The following is a 20005-nucleotide window of genomic DNA, read 5'->3' as shown; positions in this document are numbered from 1 at the left end:
CCATGCGGCGCGCCGCATGGATCGACGTGGGCATGAGTGCGCCCACACCTTTCTTATCCTTCTGCCAACATTTGAAGAATTGCACTTCTTCCTCAAGTTTCTTGCCAAGTCGCTCTTTCAATCGAAAGACCATATCCGCGTCCCTTCTCCCGATCCGAGTCGGAGCGACTTTTTGTCGAAGTTTCGCTATATAAACAAGCCTGATTCACAAGGGATGATTGCCGCGCTGGAGGCGCGAAACGCCCGCTCCGGCTGGCACGCCCTTGTCCACCATGATGACGTTTTTCTTGCTTAGATGCGCGCCAGTTCTTCCTGTATGGAAATCTCGGTTATCGAGAGCCCCTCACCGCTCGTCGAGCAGCCGTATCTCGGACTGCATCATCAGCGCCCGCGCGACGCACGCAGGTTCTCATCTGCTGCGCGCTTCGCCAGGCGCGCAGACAGCGAGGCCGCTACGGCCGCGAAAAACCCGCGACGGCGGCTCGATTCCGGGACCGGTCCGCCATTTTTGGCAGGTGATCCGTGCAAGTGCGTGGCGTGGATCACCCCAGCTATCTCGTGGCCGCCCCATTGCCAACGTCCTCTTTTCAACCGGCCGAGCCTCCCAGTCGCCGGATCAATCATGACGATCCCCTCTGAATAGTTTTGAAGAGGCTGAAGGTCTGCGCCGTCTTACCGTGGTTCCGGCTTTGCCATAGCCTTCTCTGCCGCGCAGGCGGCAAAATGCTATGACTCTACCGTGCATTGGCCTTGGAAATTACGACGGCTGAACCACAATAATGAGGTTTAGGCTGAAGAGTTTTCAGGAAAACCCTCAAAAAGGAAACAGTAGCTCTTCCGGTCCTTACGAAGCCGGCGTCGCTCTGTTAGAGAAAGCAGATTGCGACCCCGGCCGTTCCTAACTGCCGGTACACGGCGCAGGTCATAGGGCCTGCTCTTACACGACCGGAGCCGAAGCGATTTTTCACGCTTTGGACCTGCCGTTCCAAGCCGAAGCTCGATGCAAGACGTATGGGCATCAGGGACCGCTTTTAGCGACGGACGCAAGTTGGCATCGGCCAGAAACGCCAGCTGCTCTGCAGCGTCCTAAGCCGCCTGTTGGGCGGCGCGTGCTCCGAATGAGCATTGGAGGCGAACAGCGTTTCCTTTGAGTGGCAAAGAACAGCACCTGATACTTTTATAGTCCACCAAATCGCTGGACATACTAGCAGCGAAATTCGGAGCCTTCCCAAAACTGGAGCAAGACGATGGTGTTAGCTGTGGAGAGATTTTCAAGAAGGAGGTTTGGTGGGTTCGTGACCGCGTTCGCGGTAGGCTTGGTCGCTTCTTTCTCCCCCCTCATTGCCCAGGCGGGTAGTCCGGACGCTGGCAAACTGCCGACCAAAATCCCGGCGGGCACTGTGCTTCGTATCGGCGATCCCGAGACGCAAAGGGCGCTGGAATTGTCGGGGCTGATCGATCAACTGCCGTTCGAGGTCGAATGGGCCAATATCAGCGGCGGTCCACAGACAATCGAAGCCTTTCGCGCCAACGCATTGGACGTCGGATCCGTTGCCGACATTCCGCCCATCCACGCGACCTGGACGGGGCTCAAGGTCAAGATCATTGCCGCCAAGTTCCGCAAGGAACCGGTTGCGCACCCGATCTATCAACTCGGCATTGCACCGGGAGTCGAGGTTAAGACGCTCGCGGATTTGCACGGCAAACGGATTGCTTTCAGCCCCGGTCAGGCACAAGGCGCGCTGGTGTTGAGGGTCCTGCAGGCCGCCAGCCTGGAAAAGGAGGATGTAGATCTCATCGAACTGCCCAGCAAAGGCGATGCCTATCCGGTGGCACTTGCCGGCAAGCAAGTCGACGTCGCGCCGATCTCGGGCGTCCTCATCAAGCGCTATCTGCGCCAGTATGGCGCCGACGGCGCTGCCACCATCCCGCACGGCTTGCGCGATGATCCAGCCCATCTCTATGCCCCACAAGCCGTGCTTGACGACCCGGCCAAAGCCGCCGCTCTCGGCGAATATGTGCGCTACTGGGCGCTAGCCGCCCGTTGGGTGGAAGAGCATCCCAAGGAGTGGATCGAGGGGTACTACGTCGCCACCCAGGGCCTCAACACAGAGGATGGCCAGTATCTGGTCGACGCTGATGGTCAGTTCGACATCCCCTCCGACTGGAAGGACGTGATCGTGCGCCAGCAGGCGACAATCGATCTCTTGGCCAAGGAGTTGAACAAGCCCGCGATCAAGGCCGAGGACCTGTTCGACAGGCGCTTCGAGGCGATCGCCACAAACGCGCTGAATGCCTCCTGACGCCTGCTTCCCGAGACCGGAGACGACACCGATGAACGCATTCTCCAACACCGCCGCAGTTGCACCCAACATTCCCTACGCAACGGATGAAAGGGTGCTGATTTCGCCTGCGGCCGAGCCCCACAAGACCGGGACGAGGCGTCGCTTGGCGCTTGGGCGAACAATCCCGTTTGGCGCGCTGATCGGGCCAGCACTTCTTCTTGTGATCTGGTCCATCGGCAGTATCGCCAGCCTGATCGATCCTAGAACTCTGCCGGCGCCTTGGTCGGTTGTCGGCACTGCCATTGATCTCATCGCTGAAGGGAAGCTTCCGGATCATTTGATGTCGTCTGCCTGGCGGGCAACACAGGGGCTGGTGTTCGGAGTCCTGATCGGGACGATACTTGCTCTCATTTCAGGTTTGTCGCGGCTTGGCGAGGCCATCATCGACGGCCCCGTTCAGATCAAGCGGGCGATACCGACGCTCGCTCTGATCCCGCTGCTGATGCTGTGGTTCGGCATCGGCGAGGGCATGAAAGTGACGGCCATCGCGCTGGCTGTCCTGATCCCGATTTATATCCAGACCCACAGCAGCTTGCGCAGCATAGACAGCCGTTATGTCGAACTGGCCCAGACCTTGCGAATGGGCTACGGCGAATTCATCCGCGACGTCATCCTGCCCGGCGCCCTTCCAGGGTTCTTCCTTGGCCTGCGTTTTGCGGTGACCTATGCCTGGCTGTCTCTGGTGGTTGTCGAACAGGTCAATGCCACCAGCGGCATCGGCTACATGATCGATCTCGCTCGCAACTACGGCCAGACCGACATCATCATCGTCGGCCTCGTCGTCTACGCGTTGCTCGGTCTCGCCTCCGATGGCATCGTCCGCTTCTTCCAGGAAAGGTCGCTGTCATGGCGTCGCACCTTGGCGGATTGAGCGGCGCGCCCGTGGTGCGGGTCGAAAGCCTTGTGAGACGTTTCGGGCCGCGAACGATCCTCGACGGCCTCAGTCTCGACATCGAGAAGGGGGAGTTCGTCGCCCTTCTCGGCCGTAGCGGGTCGGGCAAGAGTACATTGCTGCGCGCTCTCGCCGATCTCGACGACAAAGTCTCCGGCTCCGGCCGGCTCGAAACACCCGATAAGAAATCGGTGGTGTTCCAGGATGCCCGACTGTTGCCATGGAAACGAGTGCTGGAGAATGTGGTTCTTGGCCTCGACCTGCCGGACGCCGCCGAACGTGGACGGGTGGCTCTCGAAGAGGTTGGCCTGAGCGGCCGCCATAATGCATGGCCGGTCGAACTCTCTGGTGGCGAGCAGCAGCGCGTGGCGTTGGCGCGCTCGCTGGTTCGTGATCCTGAGCTGCTGCTCGCGGACGAGCCGTTCGGCGCGCTCGACGCGCTGACCCGCCTGCGCATGCACGATCTGCTGCGCCAGCTCTGCGGCCGTCACCAGCCGGCCGTGCTGCTGGTCACCCATGATGTGGACGAAGCCGTGACGCTGGCGGACCGGGTTTTGGTGCTCGACAACGGCGCGATCGCCGCCGACATCGCCATCGATGTCCCCACGCCACGCGATCACGGTGATCGCCGGTTCGGCGAGATACGCTCCGAACTTCTGCGTCATCTCGGCGTCGAGACAAAACCTGTGCTGCCCGTCTGAACGGCCCAAGACTTGTCGCTCAGCGTCACCACCCAGAAGGACTGACATATGCCCGCCGAAAAACGACAGTTGAACCTCAACCTTTTCATCTATCCTGGCGGCCATCATGAAGCCGGCTGGCGCTACAAGGATTCCGCCCCTGAGAGAGTGCTGGATATCTCCTATTATCAGGAACTGGCGAAAAAGGCCGAGGCAAGCAAGTTCGACGCGCTGTTCTTTGCCGATGGGCCCGCGCTTGCCGACAACATTCGCTACGCAAGCCGCTTCAGGCTGGAGCCGCTGACATGGATTTCGGCGCTCGCTGCGGTGACGGAACGCATCGGCTTCATCGCCACGGCCTCGACCACCTACAACGAACCATACAATCTGGCCCGGCTGTTTGCTTCCGTCGATCATCTGAGCGGCGGGCGCGCCGGCTGGAACATCGTCACGACGGGCGATGCGTCCGCAGCGTTGAATTTCGGCTTTGACCGACATCCAACCCACGCCGACCGTTACGAGCGCGCAAGCGAATTCGTTGACGTGGTGACGAAGCTCTGGGACAGCTGGGAGGACGACGCGCTCGTCTCGGACCGGGAGTCCGGAATCTTTGCCGACACCGACAAGATCCACCCAATCAACCACATTGGCAAATATCATCGGGTGAAGGGACCGCTCACGCTTCCGCGCTCGCCGCAGGGGCGTCCGGTCTACGTGCAGGCAGGTTCGTCCGAAGACGGACGGTCATTCGCAAGCCGCTATGCCGAGGCGATATTTACAGCACATCAGACACTCACCAACGCGCAGGAATTTTATGCCGACACCAAAGCGCGCGTGAAGTCGGTTGGCCGCAATCCTGACCACGTCAAGGTCTTGCCCGGCATCAGCCCCTTCATCGGTTCCACCGAGGCGGAAGCCCGCGCGCTGCATGACGAGTTCAACGAGCTGACGCAGCCGGAATATTCCCTCCACCAGCTACGCCGCATCGTAGACGCCGACCTTTCCAGCTACGACCTGGACGGGCCATTTCCGCGCGAGGTTATCCGCGTCGAGGGCGAGCGTGGTGCGAGCAGCCGCTTCCACGTCGTAGTTGACATCATCGAGCGCGAGAATCCAACCATCCGCCAGTTGCTCCACCGCCTCGCCGGGGCGCGCGGCCATTGGGTCCAGGCCGGGACGCCCGAACAGATCGCCGACAAGATCCAGGAATGGTTCGACAATGGTGCCGCGGACGGCTTCAATATCATGCCGCCCTATCTGCAGGGCGGGTTCGTCGTATTCGCCGAGGAAGTGGTGCCGATCTTGCGCAAGCGGGGACTTTTCCGGCACGACTATGACGGGGCAACGCTGAGGGACCATTTCGGCTTGCCGCGCCCGGAAAATACGTTCAGCCGGCCACAAAAGGCGACCGCCTGAGCCACCTTCGCATCGGGCATTCAACCTAAAAGCGATACGCCAACATTATGATGATTTGTGGGGCCGCCACGGAGACCCGCGCGACATGACAGTCGTCTTTTCCGCGTATCGCGACCCGATTGCCGGCACGGCTCCGATCACGTCCCTTGCGAATCATCGGCGGCGGAGCCAGCTGCGTCCTGATGGCCGCGCTTGAGGAGATTCGGGCCGGACGGGTCTACGTCTGCGCCAGGCCTGATCGCGGATCCGAGCAGGAGCACCAACCCCCTGATCCGGTCCCTGCTCGCCACAGGTATGGCGCGACGGATAGGCTTCACCTCGACATCGCTACCGATGGCGCACTGATCAACCTGGATGGAAGGCACAGCGACTTGATTGGAGGCGTTGGCCCCCTTACCCGCGCCGCCTTCCTCGAGATCGACGCGATTCCTGACATCCGTGTCGAATGCCAGCACCCCATCGGCGCCTGCTCGCCAGCCACCCGTCGAGACTACCCAGGGCCTGACTGGTCGAGATCGGCTGTCAGACTTGGATGGGCCAGGTTCTTCCGCGGCTCTCGCCGGCAGGGCAATTCATTCTCATGTCTATCAGGTTAGTAGAATTTGCTTTGAGAGCAGTTCTTTGCCTCGGTACGCTCAATCGATCGGGCAATTCCGACGGCGCTTCAGAGATTGCCGCACCGCGCGACATTGTTCGTGCCCGCTGATCAAAGTTCGACCGGCTTGGAGAAGGAGTCCGATTTGATGAATGCGTTCACACACTCCTTCGCCTTCGCGAGATCGCCCTCTGGCGGAACGAGAGCCTTTGCACGGTACCCGACGACCCCCGGAGCAACGGTGCCTGTCGCCACATTGACTTGGCCCGAATAGGCAGCATCGAGAATCTGCGGTACGTTGATCGCCCATTGGATCGCTTTGCGGACGTTGATGTCTTTCAGCTTCGGGTGATCCGTGTTCATGCCGATCCAAGTGTAACCCAGCGAGGGATTGTTCTCGACCATAGTGTTGGCGGGCGGATTGCTTTTGAGGGTCTTTAGCGAATCAAGACTGATAGGAGCGAAATCGACATCGCCCGCCTGATAGGCGCGTTCCCGGGCCTTAGGGTCGTTGACCGGCAGAATGCGGATTTCGTCAAAGCCCGGCTTCGGACCCGACCATTCCGGATTCCGCGTCAGGAGTATGTATTGGTTCGGCTTCCAGTCGGCGAGTACATAGGGACCAGAGAACGCTGTCAGCTTCACGCCAAAATTACCGCCATCGTTGGTCGCCTTCATTACCGCATCTTCGGAAAGGATATGACCGGTAGCATCGGTGAGAGAAAGAAGCCAAGCAGGTGCAAATGGCGCCCTGAACACCAATACGCCGGTATAGTCGTCCTCTAGCTCGACACGATCGAGCGGACCCCACTCGGGCGCAAGAAAAGACTTGTGTTTGAAAATGCGCTCGAAGGAGAATTTAACGTCCTTGGCCGTCATTTCGCCGTGACCGCCAGTGAACTTGATACCCTTCTGCAGGCGGAAACGGATATGCGTCGGGTCGACCGGCTCCATCTTTTCCGCCGCCTCCAGTTCCCAACCCCACTCAGAACCCGGCTTGTAGCGAATGAGCTTCGAATAAATACAGCTCATCACGTCCACTTCCACCTGTCGCGCGTAGAAAGCGGGGTCGAGTATGGAAATGTCGCCAGGACAGCACGCCCTCAGCACCTTGCCTTCGGCTGCCCAGATGACTTGCGACAACGGCAGGCCGCTAGCGACGACCCCGCCGCCAAGCACGGCGCCGGTCTTGAGAAAGGACCTGCGGCTCACATTGCCCATGGTATGTGTCATGATCGTTCCCGTCCTGATTTTTGTTTGGTCGATAGGCACCTGGGAACGCTAGCGACCCGGGAACAACTAAACAACGGACTAAAAAGTTATGTACCGCACGACTAAATGTTATCTGATAATGGGGCTCTATAGGCCCAGCTGATATCCCGTTGCGCCCGACTCGACAGCCGACGCCTGCGGGATCGGACTTACGTCTGCAACCTGTGTGATCAGCCAATTTGCGGCGAAGCCGCCGGGCTTGGCCCTCAGGCCCTGTAAACGAGCGCGGCGAATTTTTAGAGCGTAGGATTTAAACTGATCCTGGAGCGCTCCAAGTGCAACGCGAACAACTTCTCCAGAGGTGACATCACGCTTTCCACCTAGTTGCGCGAGTCCGGTGGCTTCAACATATCACGCACTTCGTCATATCACGCACTTCGTCGCCCGGGTCCAGCTCGCCGAACACTGCGCTGCCCTCGACATACCCGCTCTCCCCTGCAAGCATCGCCGCGTCGACCGGGTTGCCGACCATTTGGTGACGATGCGGTAGAACTTGCCAAGAGCTTCGTCCGATGCGGATTGGCACAGGCGTCAACCAGTATGGGCTTCAGCTGCGAGACGTCGGTCAAGCCGACCCCGCCGGATACTGCGTCACGCCAACCCGCACAACCTTGCCGGACAAGGGCGATCGCTCCATCGGCATGCCCGCTCACGAACCAGCAGCATCCGATCGCCGGTCAGACGGTGATGGCAAGCGGATCGGGCGAACCCGCCGCGGCGATGAATTTCTCGACGACCGCCGGCTTCAGGCTGGGAGCGGTGCACTGCGGGATCAGGGAGGCGTCGATCATGGGCAGCTCATGTTCATCTATTGAAGGCGGTGACGAGCGGCAGTTTGCAAAGCCGCGCCAACCGTCGGGCATTCTGCCCTCTCCGCACGGCAATAGCTGCTGCAATATGCGCGAGGCTGGGGGCGCGGTTTTAAACAACTCCTCGCCAGCTTGACCAATGACACATTCTGGTTTCCGCAATTGAAAAGCTGGGCGCTGCCAAGGCGTCAAGATATGTCGGCTCATCCGCTTGAGCGACCGATAGCCCATTGGTCGCCTTAGTAAGACTCATTTGCCATGCCGCAGCTTCAAATTCGCGTAGCGCACTCAACGGAAGCGGTCAATAAATCTTCGACATGAGTAATTGTTATCCCTGCCCTGATAAAAAGTAAATTGCGTCCCGTCCCGTTTTCTATAAGGATCGCGATGTTCAATAGTAAATGACTAAGCTGCGAGCCATGCAATCAGTGGTCCCGAATATTGCCGGAAACAAGACCCTTCACGGTGTGTGCGGGGCGATGTGCACGCCGTTTGATGCGAGCGAGAAAAGACCGATGATGCCCGATACAAGGATCACATCGACGACCTCTTAGAGGCGAGCTAAGGCCAGATTGCTTGCGTGATCGACAGTATGCTCCTCAACTATCCTGGCCTACGGCGGACCCTGATTCCGCCTGGCCGGCGCTATCAGGTACCTCCCAAGCAGCGCCGGTCACCTCTTGCGAGGCCGACTATCGTGAGTCAGCGTGCAATGATCGTATTTATCGAATGGCATCGCCGCCGGCCCGCCAAGCCGCATGTGCATACTCCTGTCGAGTGAACTCTGCCGGACCCGGGAACGCTTGCTCGCTACGCGCATTGCTGACGGCGGGTCATTCGCGGCAATCGGCGGTGGCTTATTTTGGCGTCTCGGTCGCCTTCATGGTGAAGCGGTTGTCTCGTATCGCGCAAACGGCAGCCCTGCGCTGAAGCCGGAGGGCTGCCGTTTGCTACACGAAGCTGATCCGCGGCGCCCCTCTCGGTTTCCCAGCGCAAACCTCTGAAGAGGCGGCTTCCTTTTCCTTCAAACGGCCAGCTTCGCCGAAACCAAGATCCTTTCGAAGAAAGGGCACGCCATTGAAGGGCCCTTTGTCCGATCGCGCTAGTCTCGGCATGTTCGTAGAACTCGATGACAGCATTGCTGCGAGGATTGACCTCGAAGTGGGCCTCCCGGGCCAAGCGGGTCAGCTAGGGGTCACTTTACCGGCTCTCGCGAGAGTAGTCAGACGGTGGCATCATGTGTACCGTATTTGCTGCGCCTCATTTGCAGCTATCCTTTTGTGCCTAGCTTTCTCGATAACAGATGGGGAGCGCAGGAAGCGCTATCAAGACTTATCGAGCCAGAGATCTGACACCACCCGGGCCGGTTCCGCTGCTTCACCAAGATATCTGCGGCGCAAGTTTCCGTGTATTCTTTTTATATACGCAGGAAAAGGCGATTATTCAGCGTTTTGCGACGGATTCGCCTCTGCCGGGGGCTGAAATTCGTGCGCTCATCTTCATTAGACCGGCCGCGTGCGCGGCCGTCCGATGAAGTCCGCCGATCTATGACAGAGTGGGCATCCTGAACGGCGCAGCGGGGAGATAACGCCCCTCGCCGCGTAACCGCAGTACCTTGCCCTCTTTCATCGCCAGTTCGCCACTCACGAACGTCATCTGCGGCCAGCCCTGAACGGTCATCCCCTCGTAGGGGCTGTAGTCGTTCGCATGGTTGAAGTCGGAGTTCCGCACAACCCGGACCTCCTCGGGGTCCCAAACCACCAGATCGGCGTCGGCCCCGATGGCGATGCTGCCCTTGCGGGGCGCGAGGCCGAACAGGCGAGCGGGATTGCTGGCCGTGATGGCGACGAATTTCTCGAGGCTGATCCGGCCCTTTGCCACGCCTTCGGAGAAAATTAGCGGCAACCGTGCGCCGATGCCGGGTATACCGTTGGGGATCGAGGTGAACGGCCGAGGACCCGGCAGCGGCTTTCCGTCCTCACCGATCGAAAGGAAAGGCGCATGGTCGGACGAGATGATGCTGATCGTGCCCGTACGGATGTGCCGCCACAATTCCTCCTGGTCGTGCTTCATCCGGGGAGCAGGGCTGAAGACGAATTTCTCACCCTCCCTGCCTGGCCGATCCAGGTCCTCGGCGGTGAACACCAGATACTGGGGGCAGGTCTCTCCGAATATCATCGGATTCCTTTGGTTGCCGCGTCGCACCTCGTCGGCCGCAGCTCCTCCGGATAGATGGAAAAAATGCGCCGGCGCGGCGACCATCTCGGCATAGGTCGATAGCCTGCGTATGGCCTCGGCCTCGAACTCTATCGGCTTGGAGGCGGGATGGTATTTCACCGCCGTTTTGCCTTCGCGCTTCAGTCGCTCCGTCGTATAACGGATGGCATCGTCGTTCTCGGCGTGGATGCACATCAGCGCGCGATTGTCTCGCGCCACCTCCATCAACCTGACGATGTCGGTGTCGCCGATTCGGAACATTTCATAGGTGGTAAAGACTTTGATGGACCGGTTGCCTTCCGCGATCAGCGACGGCAACTCGCCCAGAAGCTCATCGGTGGCCCGCGTCACGATCATGTGGAAGCCGTAGTCGATCCGCGACGCGGCGGCCCGCCGACGATAGTCGTCGATCACCGCCCGCATCGACCGCCCTGGCTCCTGGATGGCGAAGCTCACCATGCTGGTTGTGCCGCCAGTGATAGCCGAAGCCGTTTCGGTCTCGAATGTGCCCGAAATCGTGGGACCACCCTCGGGCGGCTCCTCGATGTGGCAATGCGTGTCGACACCGCCCGGCATGACAAGGCGTCCGGTGGCATCCACCACGCGTTCGGCGTCCCCAAGGTGCTCAGCAAGCGCGACGATCCGGCCGTCACGAACACCGACGTCATATTTCCCGACATCGGCGGTTGTGACCACGGTTCCGCCGCGAATGACAAGATCGAACCTGTTCTGCACGTCTTTTCGTCCTATCGTTCGTGTTGGCAATCAATGTGAAAGAAAGTGGTCGGCGACCTTGGCGTAGACCTCGAACCGAGCGCGATGTCCTTGTCTCTGGGTCCTCGGACCGGTGATGTGGCTTACGCGTCCGATGCTGGGCACGAAAAGCATGCCCGCAGGCATGACCCGCGCGACATATTGCGCGTCGTGTCCGGCGGTGCTGAGCATCAGCATGCCGGAGCCGGGCGCGAGTTGCTCGCCCGCACGCTCGAAGACCAGCGTCTTCTGCTTCACGGAATTGGCCACACCGGAGCGGGGAGCGACGCCGAAACCACCGGTGCGGCGGTCATCAGGGCAAGAGCTCGGCGCCTGTTCAAGAAAGTGGAAAGCATAACAGTCCTCTTTATTTTGTTCGGCTTGAACTCGCGACAGACAGCGGCGGCGACCCAGATTTCAATTGGAGAAGTCAGGTCACACCAGTTCCCATTCGAAGAAATGGCGCGATGATGATCAGTGCGATCCTCCCTAAGTCTGGAGAAGACTACGCGTTAGCCCAAGAGGGTTTCCATCATTTTTTGCAGATTTTTGCATAATCCCTGCACTTTCTACAAGAAAAATGTCGAAATCCACTCAAGCAGGTGCTGTCCCAGACAGATCACGTCCCGCGGGGCGCCCTTGCTGTAATACGTCCACCTGTACCATGATGGCGTTGTCAACGCCGCTAGTTGAGGTCGGTTGCTGGCGACTCGTTCTTTCAAAGACCTTTGACGATAAGCAGTGTCAAGCTGTGATTGGCAAGCCGCGCTTACGCGTTAGGCGTACATCTGGAGAGTTCTTTTGGAGACCTACCATTCTATTGGAACCGATAAGCTCGCTTTTACTCGATCCATCACTACCATGGTTTTAAATCCCTTGATGTCATTATTTTCATAGAAGAAACGGCGAGTGAACTGTTCGTATTCCTCCATATCCCTAGCCGTTATAATAAGAATAAAATCTGACTCGCCGGTAACATAATAGCCGATCATCACCTCGCGGGTATTGCGTATTGACGTCTTAAAGCGGTCGATGATGTCCGCCCGCTCCCGCTCGAGCGATACTAGAACAATCATCGTCACTGGTCGTCCAACGGCTTTCGGAGAGATAATTGAGACATCCGCTTCAATCACGCCCTCGCTCCTGAGACGCTTGAGTCTCCGCTGGCATGCGGTCGGGGACAAACCCACTTTTTCGGCAAGTTCTTCGGAGGTCAGTCGATTGTTTCTCTGCACGGCGTCAAGGAGGGCAGCATCTGCACGATCGAGGTCCATAGCGATTTCCTGCGGATTGTGACGGTATTTTGCAGATATGCTGCATAGAGAAGCCAATAAATGCCGTCAACCACCTCATTGCGCGCACTACCTTCGTCTCCTGACCCAAGGGGCAACCGAATGACGCGCGTACTTGGCACTGAGGTCGCCTAGCGGCTCAGCCTTGGAAGTTGTGCAAGTCTCGGCCGAATGTGGTTCCGGCAATTGCCATTCTGCCCAGTAACGGAGGTGCCGATCCCATTTGGCCGATGGGATCAGTCCGGCCTTGGCCGCGAGGGTCCAGGAACGGCCTGTCCGCATATCTCGGAACCAAATACTTCTGCTTTGGAAATATTATTGCTTAAAAGGAAAATCCGATGACCATTAACATCCAGGACATCAGCGAAAAGGACCGCAACACGGTCCTGCATCCTTTCACGCAGCTCAAGGACTTTGCCACCGGCAAGCTTGGCGAGCCGACGATTGTCGAGACTGGCAAGGGGATCCGGATCCAGGATGCGCATGGCAACCAGTTCATCGACGGCTTTGCCGGCCTCTACTGCGTCAATGTCGGCTACGGCCGCACCGAAGTCGCCGAGGCGATCTCACGCCAAGCCTATCGCCTTGCCTACTATCACACCTATGCAGCACACACGACGGACGAGCTGGCGATCCTCTCCGATCGTCTTGTGAAAGTGGCGCCGGGCAAGATGAGCAAGGTGTTCTACGGCATGTCCGGCTCGGACGCCAACGAGACCCAGGCCAAGCTCGTCTGGTACTATAACAATATGCGCGGCAAGCCCTCCAAGAAGAAGATCATCTCCCGCGAGCGCGGCTATCACGGTTGCAGCGTCGTCTCCGGCTCGATGACCGGCATGAGCTTCTACCACGACCACATGGACCTGCCATTGGCGCAGATCGTCCACACCGGCGTGCCTCACCATTACTGGGGTGCAAACCCGGGAGAAACGGAGCGAGAGTTCTCTGCCCGCCGCGCTGCCGAGCTCGATCAGCTCATCGGACGTCTGGGGCCTGACAATGTCGGCGCATTCATCGGTGAGCCGGTGTTGGGTACCGGCGGCATCACGCCGCCGCCGGAAGGGTATTGGGAGGCGATCCAGGCCGTTCTGAAAAAGCACGACGTACTCCTCATCGTCGACGAAGTGATCACCGGCTTCGGTCGCACCGGCTCCATGTTTGGCTCCCAGCACTACGGCATCGAGCCAGACCTCATCACGATCGCAAAGGGTCTGACTTCGGCCTATTTCCCACTTTCCGCGGCAATTGTCGGCGAGAAGGTCTACAGGGTCCTGGAGGACGGGGCGGACAAGGTCGGCGCATTCTCGCACGGCTATACCTACTCAGGTCATCCGATAGGAGCCGCCGCGGCTAACGCGGTAATCGACATTGTCGAGAAGGAAGACCTCCCTGGTAATGCCCGTGACGTTGGAGCGTTTTTCCAAGCGCAGCTGAAGGAGAAATTCGCGCAGTTGCCGGTCGTCGGTGAGGTGCGTGGGGTCGGCCTCATGGGTGCGATCGAATTTGTAGCTGATCGCGACAACAAAAAGCGCTTCGATCCCTCTCTTAAGGTTGGTGCGCGTATCTCAAAGGCGGCTCGCGATCGCGGTCTGATTGCTCGCGCTATGCCCCACGGCGATATTCTGGGGTTTGCCCCGGCACTCGTAATAACCAAGTCTGAAGTCGAAGAGATCGTTGCAATCGCCGAAAGCGCCATCCGGTCTGTCATGGACGAACTCGTTCGTGATGGTCAGAAAATCTGAAGACGACAGCCGGAGAGTTCGGCCGCCAAGCAAACGCTCAGGTAGTAATCCACCGTTGCATCAAAAGTGAGGACAGGACGTGGGTCCTAGCACCTCTGCCCTGACTAACAAACTTAACAGCCGCGCATGCCCGCGCATCACTAGGGAAGAGGAAGCTCGCTTATGAGCGCTGCCCAACTTCATATCACCACCGGCTTGGCGCCCATATCTGTGTACAGCCCCTACGATGGGGCTCTCGTGGGATCGGTCGACGCGACGCATGCAAGCGAAATCGGTGAACTTCTCGCGCTCGCGCGGCGCGGGGCCCAGCTTTCGCGGAATCTGCCAAGGCACCGGCGTGCGAGCATTCTTGAATGCGCTGCTCAAATTGTTGAGCGGCGTCGCGATGCTTTCGCCGAAACCATCGTTCGTGAGGCAGGAAAAGCGATTGTTCAGGCACGAAAGGAAGTACTTCGCTGCATCAACACGCTGAAGCTCTCGGCTGAGGAGGCAAAGCGCAACGCCGGCGAGATCGTACCCTTCGATGCCTATACGGGATCAGAGCGGCGCCAGGGCTGGTTCACCCGGGAGCCGCTCGGCATCATCACCGCCATCACCCCATACAACGATCCGCTTAACCTGGTGGCTCACAAGCTCGGTCCCGCGCTTGCAGGGGGTAACGCGGTGCTGTTGAAGCCTTCAGAGCTGACGCCGCTTTCGGCGATCAACCTCGTCGAAGCGCTACGCGAAGCCGGTTTGCCGCAAGAGGTGATAACTGTCGCGATTGGCGGTACAGATCTCGGCAAGGCCCTGGTCGCCGCACGCGATGTCCGAATGGTGTCGTTCACAGGTGGATTTGCAACCGGCGAGGCGATCAGCCGTTCGGCGGGGCTAAAGAAGTTGGCGATGGAACTCGGTGGCAATGCCGCCGTCATCGTGATGAATGATTGCGATTTCGACAAAGCCGTCGAAGGCTCCCTGTCCGGGTCCTTCTGGGCCGCCGGACAGAATTGCATAGGCGCCCAGCGTATTCTGGTTCAGGCCGCGATCTATGAGCGGTTTCGCGATGCCTTCGTCGCAGCAACAACAAAGCTCCAGGCCGACGATCCGTCGCACGAGGACACCGATGTCGGACCAATGATCTCGCAACAGGCTGCGGAGCGGGCCGAAGCAGCCGTCAACGACGCCATTGCGGCTGGAGCGAAACTGCTGTGCGGCCACCGCCGCGAGGGCTCTCTCTATTATCCGACGGTGCTGGAAGGCATGCCCACTAGCTGCCGCCTGTGGCACGAGGAGGTGTTCGCCCCAGTGGTCATGCTCGCCACCTTCGACACGCTCGACGAAGCCATCGAGATGGCCAACGATCCGGAATATAGCCTGCATGCGGGCATCTTCACCAACAATCTGGCTGATGCGCTCGAAGCGGCAGGCAGGATCGAGGCTGGCGGGGTGATGATTAACGACTCATCGGACTACCGGATCGATGCCATGCCCTTCGGGGGCTTCAAATACGGAAGCATGGGAAGGGAAGGCGTCCGGTTCGCTTATGAAGAGATGACCCAGCCCAAGGTGATCTGCATCAATCGCGGGTGAGTCAGAAATTCGACTGGTGCTGCGCTCGTCTCGAATTGCGTTGTCATACGGGGAACTCGAGTGGCCTGTCCGAAACAATAAGCGCCAGCGGATCTGTTGGCGAAAAAGATAATCTAGTCGAGGAAACAATGTCTATCGACAATCGCATGGAACATGATCCTTTGGGTCCAGTGAGCGTGCCGGTGGATCGGTACTATGGGGCGCAAACCGCCAGAGCGATCGAGAATTTCCCAATCTCGGGCATCGCGATTAAATGCATGCCATTCGTCCTCCAGGCGTTGGCCCACGTAAAGATGGCAGCCGCCCAGGCAAACTGCGAGGAAGGCTATCTTTCGACGGAGAAACGGGACGCCATTGTGGAAGCCTGCCAGGAGGTTCTGGCCGGGAAACACGACGAGGAATTCCTCGTCGATGTATTCCAGGGGGGAGCGGGCACTTCCACCAACATGAACATGAACGAGGTGCTCGCCAACCGCGCGAGTGAATTGATGGGCGGCGTGCGGGGTGAGAAGCGTCTCGTCCACCCGAACGACGACGTCAATAGGTCCCAGTCGACCAACGATGCCTACGCCACCGCTGTTCGCCTATCAATCATTCCGGCAAGTCGCCATTTGCGCGACGCGCTCGTTGTTGTTGCCGCAGCCCTCAATAACAAAGCGGAAGAATTCGCCGTTATCCGCAAGCTGGGGAGAACACAACTGCAGGACGCTGTTCCCATGACGCTGGGCCAAGAATTTGCGGCATTTGCAACGACAATTCTGGAAGATTGCGATCGTCTAAAAGAAACTGAGCGGCTCTTCCTTGAGGTTAACCTGGGCGGGACCGCAATTGGAACAGGGATAGCAGCCACGTCCTCCTACCGCGCGCGAGCGCTCCAGCACTTGTCTCGCGAAACGCAGCTGCCGGTGGTCGGCTCTAAAGACCTGCTGGAGGCAAGCTGGGACATGGGCGCATTCATGCTCCATATGGGTCTCCTGAAGAGAATTGCAGCCAAACTTTCGAAGATCGCAAACGACTTTCGGCTGCTGTCGAGCGGTCCTCGCGGCGGGATCGGCGAGATAGTTCTCCCGGCGCTTCAGCCTGGCTCGTCCCTTATGCCCGGGAAGGTGAACCCGGTTGCGGCCGAGGCTCTCAATCAGGTCTGCTTTTATGTGTATGGCATGGACACCACCGTCGGCATGGCCGCGGAAGCGGGGCAGCTTCAGCTTAACGCGATGGAGCCGGTCATAGTCTTCAGCATTCACAATGCGACGACGCTTCTCCGCAACGCGGTGCTGACATTTTCCAGAACCTGCGTTGAGGGGGTTCAAGCCAACGTTGCCAAGTGTGAAGCCAATCTGATGAACAGTACTGCATTTGCAACGGAGCTCGTGACGACCATGGGCTATGAGGCTGCGGCTAAAGTCGTGAAGGAGAGGCTTGCGAGTTGACGTGCCTCGCAGCCTTTGCGTGATAGAGCGTGGGTGATGTGCGCTTACGCGCCCTCCCAGCGCCAACTTACGCAATGCAATTTTGAACAGCGAGGCAATAAGGCCGTGCGCCGAGGCTATGTTGATAATGCGGCCGTGTTGCTTCGCTTCATCAGGCGGAACCCGGCGCGCATCGTGTGAAACGAGCTCGACACCTCGATGAAGCCTTCTTCTTCAAAGCGCGACAGCGCCATTCGGACAGGCCGGCTTGGCTACCTTGTCTCCTAGAAATTCGAAAGAGTTCAAATGACAGCGCAGCGGTATGCCTATCAAGATCTTCTCACCTTTTCCTCGCAGCTGCTGACCCGTGCCGGTCTGCCTCAAGTGCGCGCTGAAGTGGTAGCACGGCAATTTCTTGAAGCCGATCTGCTTGGCTATTCCACTCATGGCGTCCAGCGTCTGCCGAGCAACTGCGATTGGTTGCTGAAGGGAGAGACTAATCCCGACGGCCGACATATCGTTTTGCACGCGACCCGATCTTGCGAAACTTGGGATGCGGATTTTCTCCCTGGGCCATGGGTCGCTGTTCAGGCGGTCGACCGCGCTTGTGAAATGGCCGCCGACAACGGATCGGGCGCGGTTGTTGTGCGGCGAACACAGCACGTTGCATGTCTCGCCTCTTATCTCGAGCGCGCCACCGATCGGCGCATGATGGTCATGATCACCGTGAGCACTCCGGCCGAGGCCGTCGTAGCTGCACATGGCGGCCTGACACCAATTTTTTCGTGCAATCCGCTAGCCGCGGGCATTCCAGCCGGGGAAACACCGATCTTGATTGACACTACCTTGGCAATGTCGGCTCAGGGTCCGATGAACCGAGCCCACCGTCAGGGAACGATCCTGCCCTACCCGATGATCGTGCGGCCGGACGGCGACGTCAGTGCGAATCCGGCCGATTTTGCGGCTGGCGGTGCGATTTTGCCGCTCGGCGGCATCGAGCAGGGTTACAAAGGAACTGGCCTGGCTTTCTTGACAGAGGCGCTAACAGCGGCGCTAGGAGGATTTGGGCGGGCCGATGGAGCTGAAACCGGAGAAGCGAACGCCCTCATAGTCCAGGTTGTCGACCCCGCCCATTTCGCCGGACGCGCAGCCTTCGAATATGAGATGCGATTTCTGGCTGAACGCTGCCGAGCAAGTCGAGTTGCGCCGGGTAGCGATCCGGTGCGCGTTCCAGGTGATCGAGCTCTGATGTTCAAGCGCGAACAGTTGCGGGATGGCGTCCGTCTTCTCGACTTGATCGTCGATGATATTCGCCCATGGGCAGAGCGGCTCGATTGCAGCTTTCCGGTGCCGATTGCCCGGTATGGATGAACAGCTGGGAATCTGATTGCCCTGAATGAGGAGGTGGCCGTCAGCCCGTGGCTCGGGTGCAGCAAGATCGCTCCCTTGGCCCCGACAGCCCACCCTGCTAGGGCATATGCGCTAAGATAGCTTCGGCATGGACTGAAATTTGCGCTTTCGAGGTGGCTCACGCCATCGATGTCGCAAGGCATGGAGATTTTGGCGCAGGGTCGCCAAGGGAGGTTGAGCAAAGATCGCTGCGACCAGAGAGGCGACGATCTGGCGGGTGGCGCGCCATAGCAGCGGGCGCCCGTCGCTCAAGGGGGAGAGACACCCAACTCCTGCGAAAGGGGTTCGGTCACAAGCGCGATGAGGAAGTGGGCAAGAATCCAAGGCTTTGCGATCCTTGGGTCCTTGGCGGGAGGCGCGCGCAGTCCGATCAGGCTCTTCAGACGCTTGAAGGCGAGCTCGATGCGCCAGCGCATGCGATAGAGCTTGAGAACCGTGCCGGAGGGAAACTCCTCCTGGTCAAGCGAGGTCACAAGGATGACAAAGCCGGCGGCAATCAGCGTCTCCGGTTGAACCTGCTTGCCCTTGGCCTTGGCTTCCTTGTTGATTTTGCGCCGCGCTTCTTGTGTCGCGGCCTCGGATTTGCGCAAGGCGATAAGGCGCATCTTCAGGGGCTCGCCCTTCTTGAGGCCCAGCCAGACAGGCGTTTCGATGACCTCCTCCCGGCAGCTCTTCAGGTGGCCGATGAGATCGAACGCCTTGCCGTTGACGTCGAGCCATCGCACATTCTTCCACGGCGCGCGCACGACAACGTCGCCGTCTTGCGCCATGACCTTTGCGATCCGCTCGGCCTGCAGATAGGCGCGGTCGCCGATGCGGATCTCGCCCGGCACCACCGGCACACGGTCGATCAGCTCGGCCTCGCCCTGGTCGGTGATCTCGAGGAAATCGAACTGCTCGCGCTCAAGATCGAAGGCGCAGTGCATACGCCAAAGGCCATTGTTCTTCTTCTCATGCACACCCGCCTTGGCAACCGATGTCGCATCGAGGATGCGGATCAGCCGACCTTTGGCCAAGCCTTCTTCCTCGCGCTTCAAAAGGTGCCCAATCAACTGCTGCAGCCACGGCCCTGCATTGCGCAGCCGGCCGAGCAACGCCACGTCCGAGATGTCGGCGATCCCGCTCGCCGCCGCCCAAGCCACGACGCCCCGCATGCCCACCTTGCCAAGGCTGTAAGCCAGCGTCAGGCGCAACAGATCGCACGCCGACCTGATGCCCCGCGGCCGCAGAAACGCCTTCGTCTCGCGAGCACTCCCTGCAATCAACTCTTCGCCGCCGAGGAGCTCAATCGTTTCGGCCCAGCCGTCATCTACAAGCGATTCGTGAGTCATCGCAGCGTAGAATCACAGCCGATTCCCCACTGCAACACCTATCTTAGCGCATATGCCTGCTAGGGGGGGCCGCCCGCCGACGAAAACGGGCCACGCTGATCTAAGTCTAGATCGCGCCCGTAGCGCATGCTAACGGCGGCAGCCAACTCTTCTTGCGTCAGATTTTGTTCGTGGCGCAAACGACGTATGTTGATCGCCATGACCTCTTGGAGTTCCCAGGGTGAGCTACTGCCCGACCATGGGGTATTTGCGTATTCCAATGATTCCGGA

The 20005-nt window shown here is 59.2% G+C and carries 14 protein-coding genes and 3 pseudogenes; 9 read left to right on the top strand and 8 right to left on the bottom strand.

Annotated features, from left to right (window positions below):
• The 5 genes from BQ8482_RS38440 to BQ8482_RS30385 all read left to right on the top strand — a co-directional run.
• A partial coding sequence (locus BQ8482_RS38440; protein ID WP_165848778.1) for a hypothetical protein occupies window positions 1-295 on the top strand: 295 nt, incomplete at its 5' end.
• Between the two features lie 955 nt (window positions 296-1250).
• Window positions 1251-2303 carry an ABC transporter substrate-binding protein gene (locus BQ8482_RS30400; RefSeq protein WP_244603047.1) on the top strand — a complete coding sequence of 351 codons (1053 nt, stop codon included), beginning with the start codon at window positions 1251-1253 and terminating at the stop codon, window positions 2301-2303.
• A gap of 31 nt (window positions 2304-2334) precedes the next feature.
• Window positions 2335-3216, top strand: a complete 882-nt coding sequence (locus tag BQ8482_RS30395; RefSeq protein WP_123150969.1) for an ABC transporter permease — start codon at window positions 2335-2337, stop codon at window positions 3214-3216.
• Complete coding sequence (locus BQ8482_RS30390; protein WP_123150968.1) at window positions 3192-3938, top strand: ABC transporter ATP-binding protein; 747 nt, start codon at window positions 3192-3194, stop codon at window positions 3936-3938. Before BQ8482_RS30395 ends, BQ8482_RS30390 begins: the two co-directional genes overlap by 25 nt.
• 48 nt (window positions 3939-3986) lie before the next feature.
• A complete protein-coding gene (locus BQ8482_RS30385; RefSeq protein WP_123150967.1) occupies window positions 3987-5333 on the top strand; it encodes an LLM class flavin-dependent oxidoreductase in 1347 nt (448 codons plus the stop codon).
• A gap of 706 nt (window positions 5334-6039) precedes the next feature.
• Here BQ8482_RS30385 and BQ8482_RS30375 read toward each other — a convergent pair.
• The 5 genes and pseudogenes from BQ8482_RS30375 to BQ8482_RS30355 all read right to left on the bottom strand — a co-directional run bounded on the left by BQ8482_RS30375 (window position 6040) and on the right by BQ8482_RS30355 (window position 12253).
• Window positions 6040-7149, bottom strand: coding sequence for an ABC transporter substrate-binding protein (locus BQ8482_RS30375; protein WP_244603046.1), 1110 nt, complete (start codon window positions 7147-7149; stop codon window positions 6040-6042).
• 728 nt (window positions 7150-7877) lie between these two features.
• Complete coding sequence (locus BQ8482_RS38435) at window positions 7878-7991, bottom strand: hypothetical protein (protein ID WP_165848777.1); 114 nt, start codon at window positions 7989-7991, stop codon at window positions 7878-7880.
• 1563 nt (window positions 7992-9554) lie between these two features.
• Window positions 9555-10961, bottom strand: a complete 1407-nt coding sequence (gene hydA, locus BQ8482_RS30365; protein WP_165848776.1) for a dihydropyrimidinase — start codon at window positions 10959-10961, stop codon at window positions 9555-9557.
• Window positions 10962-11078: 117 nt separating this feature from the next.
• A pseudogene (locus BQ8482_RS40760) lies at window positions 11079-11213 on the bottom strand (Zn-dependent hydrolase); the annotation flags it as partial.
• Window positions 11214-11788: 575 nt separating this feature from the next.
• Complete coding sequence (locus BQ8482_RS30355; protein ID WP_123150961.1) at window positions 11789-12253, bottom strand: Lrp/AsnC family transcriptional regulator; 465 nt, start codon at window positions 12251-12253, stop codon at window positions 11789-11791.
• Between the two features lie 356 nt (window positions 12254-12609).
• Between BQ8482_RS30355 and BQ8482_RS30350 the strand changes: the two genes are divergently transcribed.
• The 3 genes from BQ8482_RS30350 (at window position 12610) to BQ8482_RS30340 (ending at window position 17015) form a co-directional block, all read left to right on the top strand.
• Window positions 12610-14013 (top strand): aspartate aminotransferase family protein, encoded by a 1404-nt coding sequence (locus BQ8482_RS30350; RefSeq protein WP_123150960.1) that lies wholly within the window; start codon window positions 12610-12612, stop codon window positions 14011-14013.
• 162 nt (window positions 14014-14175) lie between these two features.
• Window positions 14176-15585: an aldehyde dehydrogenase family protein gene (locus BQ8482_RS30345; protein WP_123150959.1), complete on the top strand. Its 1410-nt coding sequence runs from the start codon at window positions 14176-14178 to the stop codon at window positions 15583-15585.
• Window positions 15586-15713: 128 nt separating this feature from the next.
• A complete protein-coding gene (locus BQ8482_RS30340; RefSeq protein ID WP_123150958.1) occupies window positions 15714-17015 on the top strand; it encodes an aspartate ammonia-lyase in 1302 nt (433 codons plus the stop codon).
• Between the two features lie 75 nt (window positions 17016-17090).
• Here the strand turns inward: BQ8482_RS30340 and BQ8482_RS40755 are convergent.
• Window positions 17091-17215, bottom strand: a pseudogene (locus tag BQ8482_RS40755) (3-hydroxybutyrate dehydrogenase); the annotation flags it as partial.
• Window positions 17216-17300: 85 nt separating this feature from the next.
• Here BQ8482_RS40755 and BQ8482_RS30335 point away from each other — a divergent pair.
• A complete protein-coding gene (locus tag BQ8482_RS30335) occupies window positions 17301-18365 on the top strand; it encodes an Ldh family oxidoreductase (RefSeq protein WP_123150957.1) in 1065 nt (354 codons plus the stop codon).
• Between the two features lie 287 nt (window positions 18366-18652).
• Here BQ8482_RS30335 and BQ8482_RS30330 read toward each other — a convergent pair whose 3' ends face one another.
• Together BQ8482_RS30330 and BQ8482_RS40750 are read right to left on the bottom strand one after the other, a co-directional pair.
• Window positions 18653-19735: a transposase gene (locus BQ8482_RS30330; protein ID WP_123150956.1), complete on the bottom strand. Its 1083-nt coding sequence runs from the start codon at window positions 19733-19735 to the stop codon at window positions 18653-18655.
• A gap of 59 nt (window positions 19736-19794) precedes the next feature.
• Window positions 19795-20005 (bottom strand): annotated as a pseudogene (locus BQ8482_RS40750) (hypothetical protein); the annotation flags it as partial.

It is taken from the genome of Mesorhizobium delmotii, from assembly GCF_900149755.1.
Lineage (GTDB): Bacteria > Pseudomonadota > Alphaproteobacteria > Rhizobiales > Rhizobiaceae > Mesorhizobium > Mesorhizobium delmotii.
This window is presented reverse-complemented; position numbering and strand designations above follow the sequence as displayed.